18 protein-coding genes are annotated in these 22107 nt (G+C 53.4%); 7 read left to right on the top strand and 11 right to left on the bottom strand.

Going from position 1 to position 22107, the window contains the following annotated elements; translation table 11 throughout:
* Positions 1 to 51: 51 nt before the first annotated feature.
* Positions 52 to 1047, top strand: a complete 996-nt coding sequence (glpX, locus tag FIV00_RS18085; RefSeq protein ID WP_173006045.1) for a class II fructose-bisphosphatase — start codon at positions 52 to 54, stop codon at positions 1045 to 1047.
* Between the two features lie 11 nt (positions 1048 to 1058).
* Positions 1059 to 2876: a single-stranded-DNA-specific exonuclease RecJ gene (gene recJ, locus FIV00_RS18080; protein ID WP_152502059.1), complete on the top strand. Its 1818-nt coding sequence runs from the start codon at positions 1059 to 1061 to the stop codon at positions 2874 to 2876.
* A 1-nt stretch (position 2877) separates the two neighbouring features.
* Here recJ and FIV00_RS18075 read toward each other — a convergent pair whose 3' ends face one another.
* Positions 2878 to 3501, bottom strand: a complete 624-nt coding sequence (locus FIV00_RS18075; RefSeq protein WP_152502058.1) for a LysE family translocator — start codon at positions 3499 to 3501, stop codon at positions 2878 to 2880.
* A gap of 415 nt (positions 3502 to 3916) precedes the next feature.
* Here FIV00_RS18075 and FIV00_RS18065 point away from each other — a divergent pair, with 415 nt between their 5' ends.
* From FIV00_RS18065 to FIV00_RS18055, 3 genes are all read left to right on the top strand, one after another.
* On the top strand, positions 3917 to 4804 hold the full coding sequence (locus tag FIV00_RS18065; protein ID WP_152502056.1) for a nitrilase-related carbon-nitrogen hydrolase: 888 nt from the start codon (positions 3917 to 3919) through the stop codon (positions 4802 to 4804).
* 115 nt (positions 4805 to 4919) lie between these two features.
* Entirely contained in the window at positions 4920 to 5405 is a 486-nt protein-coding gene (locus FIV00_RS18060) for an NUDIX hydrolase (protein ID WP_152502055.1), read from the top strand.
* 148 nt (positions 5406 to 5553) lie between these two features.
* Positions 5554 to 7074, top strand: coding sequence for an inorganic phosphate transporter (locus FIV00_RS18055; RefSeq protein WP_371419538.1), 1521 nt, complete (start codon positions 5554 to 5556; stop codon positions 7072 to 7074).
* Positions 7075 to 7090: 16 nt separating this feature from the next.
* On the opposite strand, the gene FIV00_RS18050 is transcribed toward FIV00_RS18055, so the two are convergent.
* The 5 genes from FIV00_RS18050 to FIV00_RS18030 all read right to left on the bottom strand — a co-directional run bounded on the left by FIV00_RS18050 (position 7091) and on the right by FIV00_RS18030 (position 13087).
* Positions 7091 to 7828: an endonuclease/exonuclease/phosphatase family protein gene (locus tag FIV00_RS18050; RefSeq protein WP_152502054.1), complete on the bottom strand. Its 738-nt coding sequence runs from the start codon at positions 7826 to 7828 to the stop codon at positions 7091 to 7093.
* A gap of 119 nt (positions 7829 to 7947) precedes the next feature.
* The gene (locus FIV00_RS18045) at positions 7948 to 8523 is read right to left on the bottom strand and encodes a sarcosine oxidase subunit gamma (RefSeq protein WP_152502053.1); all 576 of its coding nucleotides are present in this window, start codon (positions 8521 to 8523) and stop codon (positions 7948 to 7950) included.
* The gene (locus tag FIV00_RS18040) at positions 8516 to 11518 is read right to left on the bottom strand and encodes a sarcosine oxidase subunit alpha family protein (RefSeq protein WP_152502052.1); all 3003 of its coding nucleotides are present in this window, start codon (positions 11516 to 11518) and stop codon (positions 8516 to 8518) included. The genes FIV00_RS18045 and FIV00_RS18040 overlap by 8 nt, the downstream gene beginning before the upstream one ends.
* The gene (locus FIV00_RS18035) at positions 11515 to 11820 is read right to left on the bottom strand and encodes a sarcosine oxidase subunit delta (RefSeq protein WP_152502051.1); all 306 of its coding nucleotides are present in this window, start codon (positions 11818 to 11820) and stop codon (positions 11515 to 11517) included. Before FIV00_RS18035 ends, FIV00_RS18040 begins: the two co-directional genes overlap by 4 nt.
* A gap of 13 nt (positions 11821 to 11833) precedes the next feature.
* Positions 11834 to 13087: a sarcosine oxidase subunit beta family protein gene (locus tag FIV00_RS18030; protein WP_152502050.1), complete on the bottom strand. Its 1254-nt coding sequence runs from the start codon at positions 13085 to 13087 to the stop codon at positions 11834 to 11836.
* A 390-nt stretch (positions 13088 to 13477) separates the two neighbouring features.
* Here FIV00_RS18030 and FIV00_RS18025 point away from each other — a divergent pair, with 390 nt between their 5' ends.
* Positions 13478 to 14590: an S-(hydroxymethyl)glutathione dehydrogenase/class III alcohol dehydrogenase gene (locus FIV00_RS18025; protein ID WP_152502049.1), complete on the top strand. Its 1113-nt coding sequence runs from the start codon at positions 13478 to 13480 to the stop codon at positions 14588 to 14590.
* A 170-nt stretch (positions 14591 to 14760) separates the two neighbouring features.
* A complete protein-coding gene (gene fghA, locus FIV00_RS18020; protein WP_152502048.1) occupies positions 14761 to 15588 on the top strand; it encodes an S-formylglutathione hydrolase in 828 nt (275 codons plus the stop codon).
* On the opposite strand, the gene FIV00_RS18015 is transcribed toward fghA, so the two are convergent.
* The 5 genes from FIV00_RS18015 to FIV00_RS17995 form a co-directional block, all read right to left on the bottom strand.
* On the bottom strand, positions 15585 to 16673 hold the full coding sequence (locus tag FIV00_RS18015) for a lysophospholipid acyltransferase family protein (RefSeq protein ID WP_152502047.1): 1089 nt from the start codon (positions 16671 to 16673) through the stop codon (positions 15585 to 15587). The two genes, fghA and FIV00_RS18015, sit on opposite strands and share 4 nt — an antisense overlap.
* The gene (locus FIV00_RS18010; RefSeq protein WP_209006600.1) at positions 16670 to 18103 is read right to left on the bottom strand and encodes a cytochrome P450; all 1434 of its coding nucleotides are present in this window, start codon (positions 18101 to 18103) and stop codon (positions 16670 to 16672) included. The genes FIV00_RS18015 and FIV00_RS18010 overlap by 4 nt, the downstream gene beginning before the upstream one ends.
* Positions 18104 to 18159: 56 nt before the next feature.
* Positions 18160 to 18534: a DUF423 domain-containing protein gene (locus FIV00_RS18005; RefSeq protein WP_209006599.1), complete on the bottom strand. Its 375-nt coding sequence runs from the start codon at positions 18532 to 18534 to the stop codon at positions 18160 to 18162.
* 94 nt (positions 18535 to 18628) lie between these two features.
* Positions 18629 to 20671, bottom strand: a complete 2043-nt coding sequence (locus tag FIV00_RS18000) for a M3 family metallopeptidase (protein WP_152502045.1) — start codon at positions 20669 to 20671, stop codon at positions 18629 to 18631.
* Positions 20672 to 21142: 471 nt separating this feature from the next.
* Entirely contained in the window at positions 21143 to 21751 is a 609-nt protein-coding gene (locus FIV00_RS17995; RefSeq protein WP_152502044.1) for a pyridoxamine 5'-phosphate oxidase family protein, read from the bottom strand.
* Positions 21752 to 22107: the final 356 nt, after the last annotated feature.

The raw sequence follows: 22107 nt of genomic DNA, 5'->3' as shown, positions 1-22107 counted from the left end.
TGTGTGTGTGCCCGCCCAGGTGTCTTGCGGGAAAAGAGACTGGAGATGTTGATGTCCGAAACTGAAAATCAGCCGGCAAGTGGACTTGACCGAATTCTGACGTTGGAACTGGCGCGTGTCAGTGAAAGAGCGGCCGTGTCGGCTGCACGTCTGCGTGGTCATGGCGATGAGATGGCGGCTGACCAGGCAGCGGTGGACGCAATGCGCCGGGAACTCAACAGGCTCCCGATCGATGGCACGGTAGTGATTGGCGAGGGCGAACGCGACGAAGCCCCGATGCTCTATATAGGCGAGAATGTCGGAACCAAACAGGGGCCAAAAGTTGATATCGCCCTGGATCCACTAGAAGGCACGACCATTTGCGCCAAAAACCTGCCGAATTCACTGGCCGTCATTGCCTTGGCACCTGAAAATGATCTCCTTAATGCTCCTGACAGCTATATGGACAAGATCGCCATCGGTCCCGGTTATCCGAAGGGGCTGATCGATCTTGATGCGCCGATTGCAGAGAACTTGGCGGCAGTTGCGAAAGAAAAGGGCGTCAAGATCGAAGAGATCACGGCCTGTGTTCTAGACCGTCCGCGTCATGCCAGGTTGATCGAGGAAATACGGGCCACTGGTGCTGCGATACGTCTTATTGGTGACGGCGATGTTGCTGGTGTCATTCATACAACGGATTCTGATGAAACCGGCATCGACATCTATACCGGGATCGGAGGAGCACCAGAGGGCGTTCTGGCAGCTGCTGCACTTCGCTGTATTGGCGGTCAGATGCAGTCGCGGCTCGTCATCACGCGCGATGAACAGGTTGAGCGCGCGCATCGTATGGGTATTGAAGACATCAAGAAGAAATACACGCTGGAGGAAATGGCAGGGCCCGACGTCTTGTTTGCGGCGACCGGCGTTACTGACGGAAATTTCCTTCAAGGTGTACGCTTCGGTCGGAACCATATCACCACCCATACCGTGGTTATGCGCTCGTCCACAGGTACCGTTCGCTACATTAAGGCTCAGCACACGGATCTTGAAAAATTCCATTTGGATTAAGCCGGGACTGAATGATCGGGTTGACCGGAGATGAGGAACGGCGGCTTGTACTTGGGGTCGCCAAATCCGCAAATGACAATGCCTGGCGGGAACGGCTAAGTGCAGCCCAGGCACGGTCAGCTATGGCCATATCCCAGCTGCATGGATTGCCCGACGTTCTGGCAAGAGTGATGGCGGCGAGGGACGTGGTGCCGGCAGATGCGAACCAGTTTCTTGAGCCGTCGCTCAAATCGCTGATGCCTGACCCCTCGAAGCTGGTCGACCTGGACGCAGCCGTTGAAAGAGTTGCCGATGCGGTGACATCTGGCAAAAAGATCGCGATTTTTGGCGACTATGATGTTGACGGCGCGACCTCGTCAGCCGTGTTTGCAAAATATCTGCAATGGCTCGGCCTCGAACCTGTCATCCATATTCCGGACCGGATTATCGAAGGCTATGGACCGAACGGGCCGGCCATTGAGGCATTGCACGCAGATGGGGCCGAACTGCTGGTCACGCTCGACTGTGGCAGCACATCGTTCGAAGCTTTTGAAACGGCAGAAAGTCTCGACCTCGATGTCGTTGTGATCGATCATCACCAAGTTGGTGAAACGTTGCCGACCGTATCAGCGCTGGTCAATCCCAATCGACAGGACGATCTTTCCAATCAGGGGCACCTTGCAGCTGTTGGCGTAACGTTTCTGTTTCTGGTCGGCCTGAATAGGGAATTGAGACAGCGCGGTGTCTTTCAGGGACGCAAAGAACCAGACCTCATGGCGCTGCTGGACCTTGTAGCGCTCGGCACCGTGTGTGACGTGGTGCCGCTCGTCGGCTTGAACCGTGCCTATGTCACACGTGGACTGGCTGTGATGCATCAAAGGCGCAACTACGGCCTGACCGCGCTGTCAGACACCGCACGTGTCAGCGGAAAACCTGCGCCATACCACTTGGGATTTTTGATCGGTCCACGCATTAATGCTGGTGGGCGCATTGGCGATGCCGCGCTTGGGGCGAGGTTGTTGACAACTGAAGATCCCATGGAAGCGCGTGCCATTGCCGAACGACTTGATCAGCTCAACACCGAACGCCAGGCTATGGAAGCGGCAATGTTGGAACAGGCCGGAGCTGAAGCTGTGCTGGCGTTGGAGGAACGCGACCCGGCGGTTCTTCTGACAGGTTCCGAAGACTGGCATCCTGGCATCGTTGGTCTGATTGCCTCTCGCCTGAAGGAAAGCCACCGCCGCCCGGCCTTCGCTGTTGCCTATGATGAGACAGGAAAAGGAACAGGCTCTGGCCGCTCGATACCCGGAGTTGATCTAGGCAAGACCGTCCGTAAGGCCGTAGAAGACGGGTTGCTTGAAAAGGGAGGCGGACACGCCATGGCCGCCGGATTGACGGTGCGCCGCGAGAAGGCGGCGGAGTTGGAGGCATTCTTCAATACTGAGTTGAAATCGGATGTCGAAGCGGCGACAGCCCATCGCAGTTTAAAGGTCGACGCAGCTTTGACGGCGACCGGCGCGACGCTCGATCTGCTAGAACTTCTCGAGCGGGCTGGGCCCTACGGCGCAGGACATTCAGAGCCCGTATTTGTGTTCCCGGCCCACAGGATTTCTTTCGCCGACGTTGTTGGCAATGGTCACGTGCGCGCTACGCTGGCTTCCGGTGACGGAACAGCTCTGAAAGCCATATGTTTCAAGGCAGATGACAAGCCGCACGGTCGCATGTTGCTTGAAAACCGGGGCCGCAACCTACATGTCGCCGGGTCACTCTCGATCGACACGTGGCAGGGTACTCCCAAGGTTCAACTTCGTATTCTGGACGTGGCGGACCCGCAGAAAACTCGCGTTTGATCTATTTTTCCTGAAGCGCCAGGCGAACTCCCAACGAGACGAATATCAATCCGACGACCTTGTTCTGCCATTTCACAACTGCTGGATTTTTTCTCAGGTAATCTCCAAGAGCGCCTGCGCTAACAGCAAAAACGACTGTGCTGATCAGGCCAAGTGCAACGAAAATCAAACCGAGAATGATCAGTTGAAGAAAGACCATTCCGTTTTCTGGTTGCACGAATTGAGGCAGAAACGAAAGGAAAAACAATGCTGTTTTCGGATTGAGCAGCTCAGCGTAGACAGCTTGTTTGAATGCAGTGCCGGGCGTAACGGGAGGAATTTTGATGCCAGCTAGGTTGGACCGCGCCAGGAGCGCTTTAACGCCCAAATAGATCAAGTAGGCGGCACCAAGATATTTGATCACGTTGAACAGAACCGCAGATGTCGCAATGATCGCCGAAAGGCCAAGAACCGCCAAAAGTGTATGAATCACATCTCCGACGGCTATTCCGGCACCGGTCGCAATTCCGGCCTTTGCACCTGAACTTGTTGCGCGCGTAACCGTAAGCAGTGTTGCAGGTCCCGGTATAAAAACAAATCCCAGAACGATGATCACATACGTTAGCAATACAGTTGGTTCAATCATGCGTGTTTTTCCCTGCGAGTGATGTTTGGATCCTATCAGGTCTTATTGTATTCACCACCTCCCGCGGAAAGGTCGTATTAACCAAGCTCTAACGCCGCTGCTTTATGTTGGATCCCACGAAGGAATCGTGAGGATCAGGCATGCGCGCTCAGAATGAGCTTTCGCCGTATTTTGCGGAAATTGACCAGCGAACGACACGCGCCCTGAAAGGGATCCGCGAAGTGCGAAAATCAGCCAAACTCACAGAGCTGCCGAGGGAGCCCAAAGGGGCCTTGATAGGGACTGGCTTCCTTGTTTTTCTCGCAGCTTTCGTTGGATTGTTTATAGACTGAAACTAAAACCTCATTTTTCTGACTTGATACAATAGCGCCCGGATTACTAAGTAAGATTTTCGTTAGTCATCTTTCAGGGTGCCATGACACATCTTTCTATCGCGCTGTGGTCTTTCAATCTGAGTCGGGCACCTGGGTCTGTTGAAGAATTCGCTTCAATGATCGAAGAAGGTATGGCGCGCGCAGCGAATGCCGACGCTGGCATTCTGATGATGCCTGAATATGTCATTGAATGTTGTCTTGCCTTCAAACCTGACGGGCTGGAGCCTAGAGGGGAATTAGCATTTCTTGCGTCGGTTGGAAGGGAGTTGCTGCCTTACTTGTCGGCACTTACCAAGAAACATAACCTTTCGCTTCTTGTCGGAACCATGCCAGTCGCGACACCATCCGGGCTGACAAACACTGCATTCCTGCTATCGCCCGATGGAAAGGTGCAACATCAGGACAAATTGAGCCTGACGCCATTTGAGCAAAGCCCGGACACCTGGCAATTGGTTCCAGGCAGTGAACTCAAGATTTTTGAGCTTAGTGGCATAAAGATTGCTGTCCTGATCTGTTTGGACATTGAAATGCCGGCACTGAGCTGCCTGCTTGCAAAGCACAATCCAGATCTGGTCCTGGTTCCTTCCATGACTGAAAAGCTGTCCGGCTATCACCGTGTCTTTGGGTGCGCCAGGGCGAGAGCGGTGGAACTTATGTGCGCGATCGCGGTGTGCGGTACTGTTGGTCGTTCAGATGGGACCACGCAAAACGAAACCAATGTGTCCGGCGCTGCTCTCTACTTGCCGTGTGAAGAAGAATTTGGATTTACGGGCATAGGTGCCGAAACTCCGGCCACCGACGGCATGGATAAAAGCGAGCCGTTCCTGATCGTAGATGCACCGTTAGAGCAGCTGCGCAATCTGAGGTCCGGACAGGCTGAAGTGTGGCCAGGAAACTGGACTGCAGATCATGTAAAAACAACAACCTGACAAAGAAGTGCAGGCAAATCTTATCCCCCGGAACACGCGCACCAAGTGCACTTTTGTCTGGACGGACGCAGCGGAAATCTCTATATAGCGCGCAATCAAGAGATTAGGTGTGGAGATGGCGGACGCCAAAGCAATTTCGACTCAGGATTCGTCCTGGTTGCAGGGTCTGGCAGGTTTGTTTTTCAAACCAGCCCGTCTGCAGATTGCTGCGCTGTGCGTCCGACCGGGAGAAAGTGAACCTGAAATCCTGTTGGTGTCCACCAGAGATACCGGGCGCATGATCTTGCCCAAGGGTTGGCCGGAAACTGACAAATCCGCCAGTGAAACCGCGAGCATTGAAGCTTATGAAGAAGCGGGTGTCATGGGTTCGGCTGAAACAAGACCGCTGGGAAGTTTTCGCTCGTTCAAAGGCTTGGCGAGCGGTTTGAAAATCCGCACCAAAGTGTTGGTTTTCAAAGTGCGATTCGAAAAACAGCTTCAGGATTTTCCTGAAATCGGACAAAGAAAATGTGTCTGGTCCCCGGTTTCCGAAGCCATGAAACTCGCCGATGAAGCCTCACTGCGGCGTTTTCTGCGTCGTCACAGGTCTGAAATTACCTGAACCTAACATTAGACAAACTGTTTCAGGTTTAGCTCCAGTTTGGTCTGAAAATGCGGGTCATTGACAATACGGCAGAAGACCCGCCAATCAAAAATCGTCGCCGTTGCTCGCGCTATTTGCGCACATCGGCGCATCAGGATTACGCTAGTTGCTGACACGCAAGGATGCCAGACAGAAAGCACTCGACAAGGATCTCGACAGATTGGGATTCGTCGGAGATGCGGCTGAAGCCATGGGGCGCCGGCTAAGTGGTCCAGGGCTGGCAATTGTCTTCGTGGCTCTCTGCGCTGCCGTAGCCGGTACACAAGTCATTTCCGCAACATATTCCGATGTCTTCATTCTTGTCGCTGCCAGCGCAATTGGCGGCTACATGGCCTTGAACATCGGTGCGAATGACGTTGCCAACAATGTCGGTCCAGCCGTCGGTGCGCGTGTCGTCAGCTTGACGGGCGCACTGATCATTGCTGCGATTTGTGAAAGTGCAGGGGCCTTGCTTGCGGGCAACGAAGTCATGTCGACGGTTTCAAGCGAGATACTCAGTCCGAACGATGTCGCGGACAACCTCGATTTTATGAAGGCAATGTTGACTGCGATGGCCGCCGCTGCGTTGTGGATCAATTTTGCGACGTTAATCGGAGCGCCGGTTTCAACGACGCATTCGATTATCGGAGGCATTGTTGGCGCAGGTATTGCGGCAAGTGGATTTTCGGCGATCAACTGGACCACGGTTTCGACGATTGCGGTTACCTGGATATTCTCACCGGTGCTTGGGGGACTGATTGGCGCCGGACTGATGGCATTCATCAACGCACGAGTGGTTTATTCCAAGGATCGTATAGAAGCGGCCAGGTTTTGGTTGCCGATGCTGTTGGGAGCTATGGGAGCGACCTTTTGCGCCTATCTGGTGCTGAAAGTGTCTGGCCGTTTGTTTGATTTGCCTGTGTGGCTCACGATCATTCTACCAATTTCCACCGGCTTGCTTGTCTGGCGCATCTACAAGGCCGTTGTCTTTTCTCAAACGGCGAGCAAGGAGGCATACGCCCACAGCGGGGCAAGCGCTCTCAAAGGGCTTTTTGCGATTCCACTGATGGTAACCGCTGCACTCTTGTCCTTTGCTCATGGCGCCAATGATGTTGCAAATGCAATCGGTCCGCTTGCGGCGATCGTTCTTAGCCAATCAAATGAGTTTACCGATTTAAGCTTCTGGTTCATGGGAACATTGAACCCCGTGATCCCGATATGGGTGAGTGCAGTCGGTGCGTTCGGTATCTCGGCGGGACTGCTTCTTTTTGGGCGAAGGCTAATTACTGTCGTCGGCAAAAAGATCACAAAACTCAGTCCGATCAGGGCCTTTTGCGTAACCTTGGCAACCGCAGCAACTGTGTTGGCGGCGTCAGCATTCGGCCTGCCGGTGTCTTCCACTCATATTGCCGTTGGTGCTGTGTTCGGCGTCGGGTTTTACCGAGAATGGTACCGAAACCGCTATGTTGCCGATGACGGCATCATGAAACCGCGAAATCAGCTTCAGAACAGGGAGGAGCGTCAGCGACGCCTTCTGGTTCGTCGGGCGAATCTGATGACGATTGTTGCGGCCTGGACCGTGACGGTACCGGCGGCCGCAATGTTGGCAGCAGCTCTTTTTGGATTTCTTAAACTGATCATATCTTGATGATCTGGCTGGGCTGTCATTCCGAAGGGGTCTCAAGACCTTTTGACAGGTGAGCTGCGGGCTCCAGCGTGAGATTGGCCCAAACGGGCAAGTGGTCGGATGCAACACGGGCTGTCTTGGATTTGTGAACACCTGCTTGCGTAACGGTGAATTCCGGGCTCGTGATAATCCGATCCAGGCTACCGACGGGCATTGGGCTGGGAAAGCTTCTTCCAGGTGTTGTCACTTCGTAGTGTTTCTCGAACAACTTGATACTTCCGGCGGTGTCACGCCATTCGTTCAGGTCACCGATCAGCACCGTGGGCAAGTAGTCCAAGTGCTCGTGCAGTTGATGCATGAGCGAGGTAATCTGTTTCTTTCGGAAATGCCCGACAAGACTGAGATGCATTGCTGCGATCCGAATCTTTTTGTCAGCCACCATCAGGTCGGCAGTGACAGCACCTCGAGGTTCAAGTTTCGGCAGGTCGATCCTTTGATAGCTTAAGACACTTATATCCTTGCGAACGAGGATCGCGTTTCCATGCCAGCCGAGGCTCTTTTCGCTGGTCCCAAATGGAACAGGGCGATAGTCGGTTTCCGCTACTATGCTGTTCCTGTCCAGGGTGCTCTCTCTTGGTCCGAAACGTTTGTCGGCTTCCTGAAGCGCTAGAATATCGCAGTCCAGTTCTCGGATAACTTTGAGTGTCCGGTCCGGTCTTCGCCGCGCATCCACGCCAATTGCTTTTTGAATGTTGTAGGAACCGATTTTCAGCATCCCAGCAATTGGCTGGGTTTTGTTCTCTTTTGCAAGTGTTTAGGCAGGGAAATCAGTAAAATAGGCTTGTTCTCGCGGGCGGACCCGCGATTACAGAGAGCTCATAGCAAGAAACGTATTCAGGCTGCACTCAACTCAGAAGCCGATTGCACTAGCAGTCCGGACACATAGTCCATGAATGATACCCAGGCCTCGACAACAAACGCTTCTTCACCAGTGCGCCATACCATCACCGGAGACTTGTGAAAAATCGTCCTGGACACCGTTCCGACAGGAAATTCTTCGATCGAAAAATCAATGAAGATCCCCGTGTTCAACAACCATGCAGCCTTTTGTCCGCTCACGATTATTGCCTCGGAGCGTTCAGAAACATCGACGAGCGAGTGTGGTTGAGCTCCGAGTTGTTCGTCGAAGTCGGAGAAGACGGACTGAGAAGTACTTTCCGGTGCAAGTAGTGTCCATTCATCCGGGCCCATCCAAAGGGCGGCGCGTTTGTGAGCGGTCGCGGAACTCAATGGCTCGACCGGAAGGTCAACGCCAAAAGCGGATCCGGCGGCCTTTTGCGACGCTTCGCGCAAACGCAGCGACAATCGGGTAAGCGGAACCACCTTAAGAATTGAAACCTCATTTGTGCTCAGCAGGGGAGCTTCTCCGGCGTCCGGCGTGATGAGGTCGCTTGCCATGAGGTCAGACATTGAGCCGTGCTCCTTCCTTGTCATAGAACACTGGTCCGGTGACTTCTACCGGTATGCTGCCATCTGGCATGGGCACATAGAGGGTTTTGCCTTCGAGCGAATGGCCATTTTTTACGATCGCAAGTGCAATGCTTCTGTCGAGCGCAGGACTGAAATAGGAGGAGGTTACGTGGCCCTCGGCTGGTGTCCCGATTGCCGGGTTCTCGGCCGTCGTAATTTGAGCCCCTTCTTCCAACTGGACTTTGGGGTCCTTGGTCAACAGGCCGACAAACTGCTTGCGGTTGTCTGCAACAAGGTCTGGTCTATCCAGTCCGCGCTTGCCGACGAAGTCTGCTTTCTTCTTGCCTATTGCCCAGCTCATTCCGGCATCTTGTGGTGTCACGGTACCGTCTGTGTCCTGGCCGACGATGATGTACCCCTTTTCTGCACGAAGAACGTGCATGCTTTCGGTTCCGTATGCCGTGCCGCCAAACTTCTCGATTTCCTTGGCCAGCGTTTCCCACATCATTTTGCCATGGCGTCGAGAGACGTTGATTTCAAAGCCGAGTTCTCCGGTGAACGAGATGCGGAACAAACGACAAGGAACACCGCAGAATTTCGCCTCTTTAACGCTCATATGAGGCAGGGCGTCTGCAGAAAGGTCCACACCTTCAACAAAAGGCGCCAGGACGTCGCGCGCCTTTGGTCCCTGAACTGCTGCAACAGCGTATTGCTCAGTGGTGGAGGTGATCCAAACATCCAGTTCCGGCCACTCGGTCTGCAGATAGTCCTCCATTGTGGCAAATACGCTTGGCGCGCCGCCTGTCGTGGTGGTGACGTGAAAACGATCTTCCGCCAGGCGACCGATGACACCGTCATCTGTTATGAAACCGGCATCATTCAACAACAGACCATAGCGACAACGCCCCGGCGCTAGTTTTTTCCAAGGGTTGGTGTACATCCGCTCTAGGAACTCGGCGGCATCCGGGCCGACCACTTCAATTTTGCCGAGCGTTGAAGCATCAAAGAGGCCAACGCTTTCGCGAACCGTTTTGCATTCACGCGCGACGGCTGCGTGCATGTCTTCTCCGTTTTTTGGGAAGTACCAGGTGCGTTTCCACTGGCCGACATCTTCAAAAACGCCGCCATTCTCAACAACCCAATCGTGTGAGGGGGTCTTGCGCACCGGATCGAAAAAGTCACCGCGGGCAACGCCCGCAAAAAGGCCGAACGTCGTCGGTGTGTACGGAAGGCGGAATGTTGTCAAACCAACATCCGTCACTGGCCTGTCCAGCGAATCTGATGCAATTTGCAACGCATTCATGTTGGACAACCGACCTTGGTCGGTCGCCATACCTGTTGTCGTGTAGCGTTTGATGTGTTCGATGGACTGCATGCCTTCGCGCACGGCCAGCTTGACGTCCTTTGCCGTAACGTCGTTCTGATAGTCGACAAACGCTTTGACACGAGAAGCATTTCGATCGTGTGGCAGTGCTCCGAGTGTTCCGCCGGATCCGGCTTCCCCACCGGTAGCTGCCGCATAAGTGATCTTCTTGGATTTACCGATGGCAGCCTTGGCAGCGTCTTCTCCGGCTGCATATCCGTCTTCAAGCGCCGCCTGCAGACCATAAAGTCCCTTGCTCGCTCCTGCCGAGCGCTCTCGTTGAACTGAAGCCCCGGGAACGTAAGCTCCCTTGTCTGCGTCCCAGACCACCTTGCCGCGAGATTGGGAGTAGAGACTGACGGTTGGTGTCCAGCCGCCGGACATCAGCAATGTGTCACAGGAAATCTGTCCGCCGGAGGCGACATTTCCAGACGTCATCATGCGTCCGAGCAATGCAGCCTTGATGCGCTTACGGCCAAGCGTGCCGGTTACCATGCATCCTGCCTCAACACGAATTCCGCGCGCTTTGGCAATCGCCATTAGGTTTTCTGGCGGAGTTTCCCGCAAGTCCACGATCCCGGCAACTTCAACGCCATGGTCGGCGAGATCAAACGCTGCTTGCCAGGCGGTATCGCAAGCCGCAGCGACCAGAACGTTGTGTCCGACCTTTACACCATATCGGTTCAGGTAGGTCCGCCCGGCTTCCGCGAGCATGATGCCCGGTCGATCATTTTCGGGAAAGATCATCGGACGTTCGATAGCGCCTGAGGCAATCACCACTTCCTTGGCACGTACCTGCCAGAGACGCTCGCGTGGCAACTTGGGGTCGGGATCGGGCAGGTGCTCCGTCACGCGTTCCGCGAGGGCGATATAGTTATGGGCGAAGTAGCCGAAAGCCGTCGTGCGCGGCAGCAGAGTGACATTGTCCATCTGTCCAAGCTTGGCAATTGTTTCTGCAATCCATTCCGACGGGTCTTTCCCATCGATGCTTGCACTGACTTCGCTGAGCAACGAGCCGCCGAATTCAGATTGTTCGTCGCAAAGGATGACCTTTGCGCCAGTCTCTGAAGCTGCAAGAGCTGCGGCAAGACCGGCAGGACCAGATCCAGCAATCAAGACATCGCAATGGGCGTAAATATTGCCATAGGTGTCCTGGTCGGGTGTCTTGGGTGGCTTTCCAAGACCGGCGGCAGCGCGGATGACCGGCTCATAGACGCGATCCCAGAAGGCTTTCGGCCACATGAAAGTCTTGTAGTAGAAACCCGCCGGGAAAAGTGGTGATAGCAGGTCGTTTACAGCTCCGATGTCAAAGCCGAGTGAAGGAAACCGGTTCTGAGAGATGGCCTCCAGACCCTGATAGAGTTCTACCTGGGTTGCTCGCAGGTTCGGCGTCTGATCACCGTGCCGATAAATGCCGACCAATGCATTCGGTTCTTCTGATCCAGACGTCACGATGCCGCGCGGTCGATGGTACTTGAAGGAGCGGCCAACCAGATGCACGCCGTTGGCAAGAAGGGCCGAAGCCAGGGTATCGCCCTGGTGCCCCTGCATTTCCTCACCGTCAAAGGTAAAGGTCAATTGTTCGGTCCGGTTGATCCGGCCGCCTTTTTCCGTACGGAAGGGCTGGCTCATTTGCCGGCCTCCTTGGCAAGAGCCTCAAGGTCCGGCATTGGTTCGCCTGCCTTGTAGAACGTCAGAAAATTGTCGCTGACCGTATCTCGCACGGCGTTGAAAAAGCGACCGCACCCGTGAATGTGCCGCCAACGCTCGGCATAGATGCCTTTGGTATTGGAGCGCATGTATAGGTAGTTGACCCAGTCCTCGTCACAGGTTTGCGAAGGGTCGGACGGACGGGCAATATGGGCCTCTCCGCGACAGGAAAACTCTGTCTCCGGGCGTTCCACTTTGCAATAGGGGCAATAAACCAGCAGCATTTCGAAAAATTCCTTAGTGCGCCACGGCGGCTGCTGCCGCCTCGTCAATCAGGCGACCGGTACGGAAACGGTCGATCGTGAAAGCCGCGTTGATCTTGTGCGGCTCATCTTTGGCGATGGTGTGCGCAAACACGTGTCCAGAGCCAGGCGTCGCCTTGAAGCCACCTGTACCCCAACCGCAGTTCACATAAAGCCCGGGGACGGGTGTTTTGGACAAAATGGGAGACCGGTCTGGTGTGACATCGACAATACCGCCCCAGTTCCGCAGCATGCGCATACGTCTGAAATGCGGGAAAAGTTCGCAGATCGCGTCAATCGTATGATTGCTGATGTGGATACCGCCCGTTTGCGAATAGGAAATGAACTGATCGGTTCCGGCGCCGATGACAAGCTCACCCTTGTCCGATTGCGATATATAGGCATGGATGGTGTTGGACATGACAACACAGGGAAAGGCCGGCTTTACCGGTTCGGAGACCAGGGCCTGAAGCGGATAAGATTCCAACGGGAGTCGAACGCCAGCCATTTCCATGACAACCGACGTGTGACCTGCCGCGACAACACCAACTTTCCTGGCCTTGATGAAGCCTTTTGCTGTTTCCACGCCCTCAATCGCGCCGCTCTGGTCACGTCGAATGCCGGTTACTGCACAGTTCTGAATGATGTCGACACCAAGTGCGTCCGCACCGCGTGCATAACCCCAGGCAACGGCATCGTGACGCGCGGTGCCGCCGACGCGCTGAAGCGCAGCGCCCATCACCGGATAACGGATGTTTTTTGAAATATTAAGCGGTGGGCAGTATTCCTTGGCTTCTTCAGGTGACAGCCATTCATTTTGCACCCCGGCCAACCGGTTAGCATGAATGTGTCTTTGAGAGACCTGCACATCGTGAACCGTGTGTGCCAGCATCATGACGCCGCGCGCTGAATACATCACATTGTAATTCAGTTCCTGCGACAAGCCCTGCCAAAGGTCGATTGCGTGGTTATAGAGACCAGCGCTTTCTTCCCACAAATAGTTGGAACGCACGATCGTGGTGTTGCGACCGGTGTTTCCGCCACCCAGCCATCCTTTCTCGACAACAGCGATGTTGCGGACACCGTGCTCCTTGGCCAGGTAGTAGGCGGTCGCCAGGCCATGTCCACCAGCCCCGACGATGACGACGTCATATTCGGCTTTGGGTTCCGGACTGCGCCACTGTCGGCCCCAGTTCTGATGCGCGGAAAAGGCGTTTTTTGCCAGTTCCAGGAAGGAATAACGCTTCATCAATCAGCGGCTCCGCACGTTGCGGCCGACACGCCTATTCAGGCAGATACCAGCCCATTGTTTCAAACGCTTAAGGGTCGCACAGCCTAAATTGGCTCGACCCACCCGTTGACGGGCATATTCGCGATTGCGTTCCAACTTGCGTATAAGGTTTCGGTCGCACGCTTGTCAGAAAGCGACATAGGTGTCGCATGCCTTGAGAGCAATTGCGAGCGGCGAGCAAAAACCAACAAAATTCTTGTCTCAAAGGCCACTTGTGCGTCCCCCGCGCAAATCGAAATTAAAACGGTTGATGCGCAATCGAAACATCCGGTGCCGCATCGGTCCTTGCAATTGGAGCCTTGGAAGGTAACTCTCGCTTCAAAGAATTGCAGTAAGGGAGTGCCATTCATGGAAGTTCGTGCAGCAGTCGCCGTTGGGGCCGGTAAACCACTTGAAGTCACAACCGTGAATCTGGAGGGGCCGCGCGCCTTTGAGGTGTTGGTCGAAGTCAAGGCCACCGGTATTTGCCACACGGATGAATTCACGTTGTCAGGCGCGGACCCGGAAGGCTTGTTTCCCGCCATTTTGGGCCATGAAGGAGCAGGTGTCGTTGTCGAGGTCGGACCTGGCGTGACCACTTTGAAACCGGGTGACCATGTGATCCCGCTTTATACGCCTGAGTGCCGGACGTGCGAATACTGCCTCAATCCGAAAACCAACCTTTGTCAGGCCATTCGGTCCACGCAGGGGCAAGGCCTGATGCCCGATGGTTCCTCTCGTTTCAAGACGCTCGATGGCGACCCCATCCTTCACTACATGGGCACGTCAACGTTCGCCAATTACACGGTTGTTCCTGAGATCGCGCTGGCGAAAATCCGGCCTGACGCACCGTTCGACAAGGTTTGTTACATCGGCTGCGGTGTTACGACCGGTATCGGCGCGGTCATCAACACGGCAAAGGTGGAAATCGGGTCACGAGCAATTGTGTTCGGCCTGGGCGGTATCGGTCTCAATGTTATTCAGGGCCTTCGTCTTGCCGGCGCCGACCAGATTGTCGGTGTTGATCTGAACCCTGAGAAGAAGGAAATGGCGGAACGATTCGGAATGACCGATTTTGTCAATCCGAGCGAGGTTGAGGAAGATCTTGTTCCATATCTCGTCAACCTCACTAAGGGAGGTGCCGACTACACATTTGATGCGACTGGAAACGTTCAAGTCATGAGAACGGCACTGGAAGCAGCCCACAAGGGCTGGGGAGAGAGCATCATCATCGGAGTGGCTCCTGCGGGAGCCGAGATAGCAACCCGTCCGTTCCAACTGGTCACGGGCCGGGTTTGGAAGGGGACCGCGTTCGGTGGTGCTCGTGGGCGCACCGATGTTCCCAAAATCGTTGATTGGTACATGGACGGAAAAATCGAAATCGATCCAATGATTACGCACACGATGCCGCTTGACGATATCAACAAAGGCTTTGACCTGATGCATGCAGGCGAATCCATTCGGTCAGTCGTAGTTTACTAATCAAAGAGAGATCGGAAGCAGGTGCCGATGAAAGGTGTCGCCTGAGATAAAGAGCATCCAAAAGATGCAAAACTTGTCTCTTAAATAAGCGGAACTGCTTCCGCCTCGAAAATGGTGTGACCGTTCCCTTCGATCTGGCGGAGGGAACAAGTGTGGATTTGAGTGTTTTGATGAAAACCATCTCTGAAAACAAATCATATGGCGGTGTGCAGGGCGTTTACAGCCACACGTCCCAAGCGTGTTCTTGCGACATGACATTTGCTGTCTACATGCCACCCCAAGCCGAAAAAGGACCTGTTCCTTGTCTTTGGTATCTCTCTGGCCTTACCTGTACGCATGAAAATGCAATGACCAAGGCTGGTCTGCAGGCGCACGCCGCTGAGTTTGGACTGGCAATCGTATTTCCTGACACCAGCCCCCGTGGTGACGATGTTGCAAACGACGATGCTTACGATTTGGGGCAAGGCGCAGGCTTTTATGTAAACGCCGGCGAAACTCCCTGGAGCCCGCATTTTCAGATGGAAAAATATGTGGCCAGTGAGCTACGGGATCTGGTTACCGAGCAATTCGGGATTTCTGTACACCATGGAATTACCGGGCATTCCATGGGCGGGCACGGGGCTCTCACTTTGGCAATGAAATACCCGGGCCACTTCCAGTCTCTTTCAGCGTTCGCACCGATTGCAAATCCGACCCGATCTGACTGGGGTCGCAAGCAACTTAGCGCCTATCTTGGTTCCGATGAGAGCCTCTGGGCTGCGCATGACGCAACCTTGCTGCTCAAAGACAGGGGTTGGAACGGGGATGTTCTGATCGATCAAGGTGGGGAAGATCAGTTCTTCGATCTTTTGAAACCGGATGCGTTGGTGAATGCGTTGGTCGAAACCAAAACGGCACACCAGTACCGCCTTCAGGCCGGATACGATCACTCCTATTATTTTGTGTCCACATTCGCGCGGGATCATGTGGCTTGGCATGCCGAGAGACTGACGAGTTAGGTCAAGTTGCTGTTTTTGTGTCTTTCTGCATTCCCTTTTGAAAGCTTTTGCGCAAATGGTGCTTGTTCAAAGGACTTCGGCAGCCTGAGTTCTCCCAGCATGTACCATTCTTCGATGTTTTCCAGCACAATGGGTTCGAAAATGTCGTTGAGAGCATTGACTGTGCCCCGAATGTCGTAGGCTTTTTCAGTTCCGGTCCGTTCGATGGCTGGCAATATGACCAATTTGAAGCGGGCTGGGCCTAGCCTTTTCAGGTAGGTTGGCACAATTGTTCCACCGCAGGAGTTGGCGATTTTTATCGCAACAACCGCATTGCCCTTTTCGGGCGGCTTGCGACCAAAAAGGGGCAGGTGAACCTGCTTCTCGCGCACCTCGTCGATGAAGATAGTCATGGAGAAAAGCCCGCTTCCCATCAGTCGGTGCAGGCGGTATGCGCTTCGTTGACCTGGCGGAAACAGGTATTGATTGCGCTCCTTGCGGATTGCGTGAACAATTCTGTTTTTGAAGCGGTTGGGTTCGGGTTGAAATGGTCCGATGCTTGGCCCGGACAGACCTTCATGGATTGCAACAAAAAGGGCCTCCCAGGTCGAAAGATGCACCGATGTGAAGATCAATGGCCCACCAAGAGCACGGGCGTCTTCAAGGTTTTCAGAGCCTTCAACTCGAATGCGAGAATGTTTCCATAACTTATTGACAATACTGAATTCAGAGATCGTTCGACCGATATTGATCCACCAGCGTTCCAGCCCAAGCTGTCGTTGTCTTTCATTGGACCATCGGCCTTTGGTCAGGGCCGTGAAATTCTGTGAAATACGTTTAGGGAATACTTTGTTTCGGTAGGCCCATCGAGACAATGGAACGAGCGACTGCCCAAAGCGAGAAACAAATCCCGGCGGACAATTCTTGAGACATGCGTGAAAAGCACTGTTGAGACATCCATCAAAAGTATGGCGGAACCAGTAGAGCCTTGCGCTGGCCCGCAAATCCTCTCTGTCGGACGCGACGTCACCAAATCGTGGTGCTTCCGGTTCCTCGCCAAGCGTTTCCGAAAATGGAATGTCTTCGAGCCGCGCGGGCTTCTTCATGATGATCGCGGATGCAGTGTCATGGGCAAATTTTCACCCGGGCGAAGCGTCAATCGTGCAACGGGTTGAACGTCGATCCCATCTTTAAGGCTCAAAGAAAAGTTTTGAGCCAAAATCGCGAGGCTCAAGATTGCTTCAGTCATCCCGAACTGAAGGCCCGCGCAGATCCTTGGTCCAATGCTGAAGGGTACATAGCCGTATTTGTTCGGCTTCTTGGCCTTTGGATCAATGAACCGGTCTGGATCAAATACATCCGGTTTTGACCAGAGCACTGGGCTCCGATGCATAAGCCAGGGAACCACCATGACCAGGGAGCCCTTGGGAATAGGCTTGCTGCCAATGGTCGTGTCGGCCATCGCTTCCCGAGCAAGAATTGGAACTGGCGGATAAAGGCGCAGCGTCTCTTCAATCACAGCCTTGGTATAAGGAAGGCTTGAGACATCCTGAAATGTCGGAGTGCGACCTGCAAGAACGGTATCGAGTTCCTTGTGCAGCTTGTCTTGCACGGAATGGCATTGGGACAACAGATACCATGCCCAAGCCAACGTGTTCGCCGTTGTCTCGTGTCCTGCCATGAAAATCACAGCAGCTTCACTTCGGATGGCATCCCGACTAAGCGGTTTTCCATCGTCATCGCGCGCTTCCAATAGACCGCCGATGACGGAAGCTTCTCCCTTTTCCTTCAAAGCCTCGTAGCTATCAATGATTTCGTCCAACACGGACATGATGCGCGCAATCGGTTTCTTAATCGCCCGTCCGCGCCTCCGCGGAAGCCATTCGGGTAGACCGAACAAAGAGAAGAGGTCAATTTGATCGATGTGTCGCTGATAGTCTGAAAATCCCTGAACAACTTCAGCGGCATAGCTCTTGCCAAGTTGCCGTCCGAAAATTGTTCTGCAAATGATTTCAGCGGTGAGATGCGCCATATCGGCGAGAGCATCGACTTGTGCTCCTGCGCCAGCTTTTTTCCATTCGTCGGATTTTTCCGTGATTGTGTCGATCATGATCGGAGCGAAACCTTTGACACGGGATCCGTGAATGATCGGTGCCACGATTTTCCGACGCTTCTTCCAGGTCTCGGTGTCACTGATAAAGAGACCATCACCGAGAAGGGGTTCCAAAGCATGCCGCATTTGAGGGCTCTTGCGCTGCAACACTTCGTGATTGCTCTGGAAAGCCTCCCTGACGACATCGGGCCTGTTGCAAATGACCAGCTCTCTTGTGAATACCCTTTTGCTGCGTAGCCTGCTTTGAAAGTCTTCAACACCCCAGATCGAGAGGAAATTCCGCTTGGCCATGCCAATAAGCTTCCAGACCGGCGGCATTTTTTCGTAGCGAAACGGATAAGGCGGAACAAAGTCTTCGGCCTGCGTTGCCTTTTTAGAAGGCTCGGCCTTGTGTTGAGCAGTCAATTGAGCAGTAGCGGTCACAAAACAGTCCCGGTTTCAGTCATCTAATGTGCAATAACTTAACTTGAGGCTTTTAATCAGTTGGGCTGAACACGTAAAGCGCTGAGCGCCAGCACAAGCCAGCCTAAGATAACCGACATGCCGCCGATTGGCGCTGCCATGTGAAACAATCGTTCTTCCACGAAAACGCGCAAAACAAGGTCTCCGCAGAACAACGAAAGACCGATTGCCATGAGCACCACTGCGACGGGCACCAGAGGAGCCCGCCTGATCTGCGTCAATATGCCGGCACCTAGAATGACGGGAGCGTGCGCAAGAAGCATCTGGGCAGCTGTCTGCAGAAGGCTGGACTTTGCCGGCATGGAAACGGCGTCGGCGTGTGCGGCCAAGGCCAGACACGCCACGCCTAGGCTGCCAGCCAGACCACTGAAAATCAGACATAGACGCAACATAAACTTGGTTGGGACCCCATCCCGGAAAAGTGACCGCTCCCTCATGGCGTCAGATGCCGAATTGAAATCAGTGAAAGCATGTCAGTGGCGTAGATCAAGCTGCGAACCCACGTTTTTCTAAAAGGGCGTCAATTTTGGGTGTCCGGCCTCTGAATGCAACATAGGCATCGGCGGGATCCTGTTTGCCGCCTGAAGAATAGATGAATGACAGAAGCTTCTGCGCAACTTCTGCATCAAAAATATCTCCGGCCTCCTTAAATGCGTCGAATGCATCCGCGTCCATGACTTCCGACCACATGTAGCTGTAGTAGCCTGCCGAATATCCATCTCCTGAAAAGACGTGTTGGAAATGCGGAATGCGGTGACGCATCGTTATGGCCTTTGGCATGCCGATTTTTGCAAGCTCGTCCGTTTCGAAGGATGAGGTGTCGATTTCTTTTGGATCGTCAATCAGATGGAGTTCAAGGTCCATCAGCGCAGATGCCGTGTATTCAACTGTCGCAAAGCCTTGATTGAAATTTGCGGCTGCCAGCAGTTTGTCGAGAAGGTCCTTCGGCATTGCTTCGCCAGTTTTGTAGTGGACGGCATATTTTGACAAGATTTCGGGCTCGGACAGCCAGTGCTCGTAGAGTTGCGAGGGCAGTTCAACAAAATCCCGGGCGACGCTGGTGCCCGAAATCATAGGGTAGGTGACATCGGACAACAGGCCGTGAAGAGCATGGCCGAACTCGTGGAAAAGTGTCCTGGCATCGTCAAAGGTGAGCAGCGACGCCTCATCTTCTGCACCTTTCGAAAAATTCATGACATTGACAATGATGGGTGTGATGTCGCCGCCGAGCTTTTGTTGCTTGCGAAACGCGCTCATCCAGGCTCCGGATCGTTTCGAGGGTCGCGCAAAATAGTCGCCAAGAAACAGTCCGACGTGCTTGCCGTTGCGATCAAGCACTTCAAATACTCTGACATCAGGATGATAGACCGGTAGTTCCGAAAGCTCCTTGAAAGAAAGCCCGAACAATCGTCCCGCGGTATCGAAGGCTGCCTGGATCATGTTTTCCAGTTGCAGGTAAGGTTTTAGAATGGTTTCGTCGAGATCGTGCTCGGCTTTGCGTACCTTTTCTGTATAAAAGCGCCAGTCCCATGCTTCAATTTCATGGTTGTTTCCCGTGCTGCGCGCCATTTCGGCCAGCTTTGCTTCTTCTTCACGCGCTTGCGAAACAGCTGGTTCCCAGACCTTCGTCAGCAATTCTCGGACATTGTCCGGTGTCTTTGCCATCGTGTCGTCCAGCTTGAACGCAGCGAAGCTGTCGTAACCCAGCATGCTTGCCTTTTCAGCCCTCAAGGAGAGAGTTTCCTTGATGATGTCCCGATTGTCGGTCTGACCACCGTTTTCTCCGCGCGACGTCCAACCTTTGAAAGCTTCTTCACGAAGGCGTCTGTTGGTAGAAAACTGCAAAAACGGTTCGATCGAAGAGCGGGAAAGCGTGATAACGTGTTTGCCGTCGAGGCCTCTTTCCTTTGCGGCCTCCGCAGCGGCGTTAAGCAGGAAGTCAGGTAAGCCTGCTCTGTCTTCCTTGCTCTCCAGAACGAGCTGAAAGTCAGATTCGTCCTTGAGAACATTTTGAGAAAATCCGGTTCCCAGCGTCGCCAATCTTTGTGAGATGTCAGCCATACGCTCTTTACCAGGCTCATTCAGTCCAGCACCGGCCCGTTGGAACATCGTTCGATAGCGTTCCAGAACTCTTGCGTCTTCAGAACTGAGATCAAGTGTTGTCCTCTGATCCCAAAGCGAAGCAATCCGATTGTAAAGCTGAGCATTCAACAGGGTTTCTGAGCTGTGTTTCGCCAGCTTTGGAGCAACATCTCGCTCGATCGCCTGAATGTCTTTGTTTGTGTGTGCGCCTGTAAGGTTGAAAAAGGTCATTGCGACCCTTGTGAGGTCTTTGCCAGCCTGTTCCAAAGCAACGATTGTATTGTCGAAGGTCGGAGCAGCTTCCTGATCGGCAATTGCTTTGATTTCGATTGTCGCTTGCCCCATTGCGTGATCGAAAGCTTCTTTGAAATGCTCGGGTTTGATGTCACCGAAAGGCGGTAGTTCGAAGGGAGTGTTCCAATCGGCAATCAGCGGGTTCTCGGTCATTGATTTCCTCAAAGGGGCATTGGGTATGGCTTGGTCGAGATATGGCGCAGAATACGCCACCTTCCAAGTTTTAATCAGTGCAATTAGACATCAAGTTTAGTCGCTTCGGTAAAATGGCAATGATGCCAATGAGCACAAATGCGCTCTTATAAGAGATCATCATGGTCTTCCTGAGTCGGGCAACGTTCTTGCGCCAATCCTTTGTGTCGTCACAGCACTGTCCAACCAACGCTAAGACAGACAGAAAATGGAAAGGACTGAAAGGTACCGAACAACGTATGTCATTGGAAAAGCGAGATAGTGCTGTTCAGAGCAAGAGAATGAATCAGACATATCCGAGTTGAATTGGACGCAGAGTGCCTTAAGAACGCAGGGCTGGAATCATGGCAGTAGCGCATTCGCTTTGAATGCATGATTTCAAATGAGTCAGCATGATTCAAGAACACGAGCGATGTGCAATGCAGACAGGCGCTACCACATGCTCCGGGACGCACGCTCAGGCCATTCTGCATCATATTTCGTGCCATCGAACGAGTGCTTGATCTCCTGCATGATCTGGCCCGGAGTAGGCAGCTTTTCTTTGGGAATGCGCATATCAGGGTTCCAAAGGTCCGCACGCATAATGGCCCGTGCACATTGAAAATAGACTGTTTCAATGGTCACAACGATGACTGACCTTGGTTGTTTGTTTTCCTTTTCAAAGGAAGCTAACAGGGTCGCGTCAACCGAAATGGCGGCGTGCCCGTTCACGCGAAGCACATTGTTCCAACCGGGAATCATGAACATCAGCGAGACCCTAGGGTCTCGTATGATATTTCGGAGAGAATCGATGCGATTGTTTCCGCGCCGGTCTGGTAAATGCAGTGTTTTCTCGTCTTCCACCCGAACAACATTTCCCTCATCTCCACGCGGAGAACAATCCAGACCCTCAGGACCACAGGTTGTCAGGGCGCAAAAAGGTGAGACTTCGATGATGTGTCGGTAGGCAGGGCTTAGGTGATCTATTTCTTTGACAAGCGATGCTTCTCCTACGGTTCCGTAGTGCTCGTGAAGCGCGTCCAGAGACGTCAGAAGGGTCATCTTGATGCTGTCCTGATAGGTCGATTCGAAGAATTCACAGTGCGTTCGGACCTTATCGATTGTGTGGCTTTTCCGTCAAATTCACGTTGCTGACCGAGATCTTGGTTTTGCATCTAAAACTTTGGTCTAACTCCTTGAGTGAATGGTGAGATTGACCATTACGTCAAAGTAATATTGCGGTGCCAAATATTTTCTCAGAAAATCTATGGAATTGCTTTGTAAAAGGGATGTTGCAATGCGAAATAAAAGTTCTCTATTTCCCGCATGAAAGTGCGATTACTTCGAAAGTCTAATGACTTAACTGACAGGCACGCGTCGATAGTCGTATTGCTGACCGGTATTGGACTTTTCTACAG

The organism is Labrenzia sp. THAF82 (assembly GCF_009363435.1).
Lineage (GTDB): Bacteria > Pseudomonadota > Alphaproteobacteria > Rhizobiales > Stappiaceae > Roseibium > Roseibium porphyridii.
Note: the sequence above shows the minus strand (reverse complement) of the source record. Positions and strands in the feature narration are given on the sequence as shown.

Coding starts and splice junctions, on each gene's coding strand:
- glpX (WP_173006045.1), top strand. CDS start 52: ATGTCCGAAACTGAAAATCAGCCGGCAAGTGGACTTGACCGAATTCTG.
- recJ (WP_152502059.1), top strand. CDS start 1,059: ATGATCGGGTTGACCGGAGATGAGGAACGGCGGCTTGTACTTGGGGTC.
- FIV00_RS18075 (WP_152502058.1), bottom strand. CDS start 3,501: ATGATTGAACCAACTGTATTGCTAACGTATGTGATCATCGTTCTGGGA.
- FIV00_RS18065 (WP_152502056.1), top strand. CDS start 3,917: ATGACACATCTTTCTATCGCGCTGTGGTCTTTCAATCTGAGTCGGGCA.
- FIV00_RS18060 (WP_152502055.1), top strand. CDS start 4,920: ATGGCGGACGCCAAAGCAATTTCGACTCAGGATTCGTCCTGGTTGCAG.
- FIV00_RS18050 (WP_152502054.1), bottom strand. CDS start 7,828: ATGCTGAAAATCGGTTCCTACAACATTCAAAAAGCAATTGGCGTGGAT.
- FIV00_RS18045 (WP_152502053.1), bottom strand. CDS start 8,523: ATGTCTGACCTCATGGCAAGCGACCTCATCACGCCGGACGCCGGAGAA.
- FIV00_RS18040 (WP_152502052.1), bottom strand. CDS start 11,518: ATGAGCCAGCCCTTCCGTACGGAAAAAGGCGGCCGGATCAACCGGACC.
- FIV00_RS18035 (WP_152502051.1), bottom strand. CDS start 11,820: ATGCTGCTGGTTTATTGCCCCTATTGCAAAGTGGAACGCCCGGAGACA.
- FIV00_RS18030 (WP_152502050.1), bottom strand. CDS start 13,087: ATGAAGCGTTATTCCTTCCTGGAACTGGCAAAAAACGCCTTTTCCGCG.
- FIV00_RS18025 (WP_152502049.1), top strand. CDS start 13,478: ATGGAAGTTCGTGCAGCAGTCGCCGTTGGGGCCGGTAAACCACTTGAA.
- fghA (WP_152502048.1), top strand. CDS start 14,761: ATGAAAACCATCTCTGAAAACAAATCATATGGCGGTGTGCAGGGCGTT.
- FIV00_RS18015 (WP_152502047.1), bottom strand. CDS start 16,673: ATGAAGAAGCCCGCGCGGCTCGAAGACATTCCATTTTCGGAAACGCTT.
- FIV00_RS18005 (WP_209006599.1), bottom strand. CDS start 18,534: ATGTTGCGTCTATGTCTGATTTTCAGTGGTCTGGCTGGCAGCCTAGGC.
- FIV00_RS18000 (WP_152502045.1), bottom strand. CDS start 20,671: ATGACCGAGAACCCGCTGATTGCCGATTGGAACACTCCCTTCGAACTA.
- FIV00_RS17995 (WP_152502044.1), bottom strand. CDS start 21,751: ATGACCCTTCTGACGTCTCTGGACGCGCTTCACGAGCACTACGGAACC.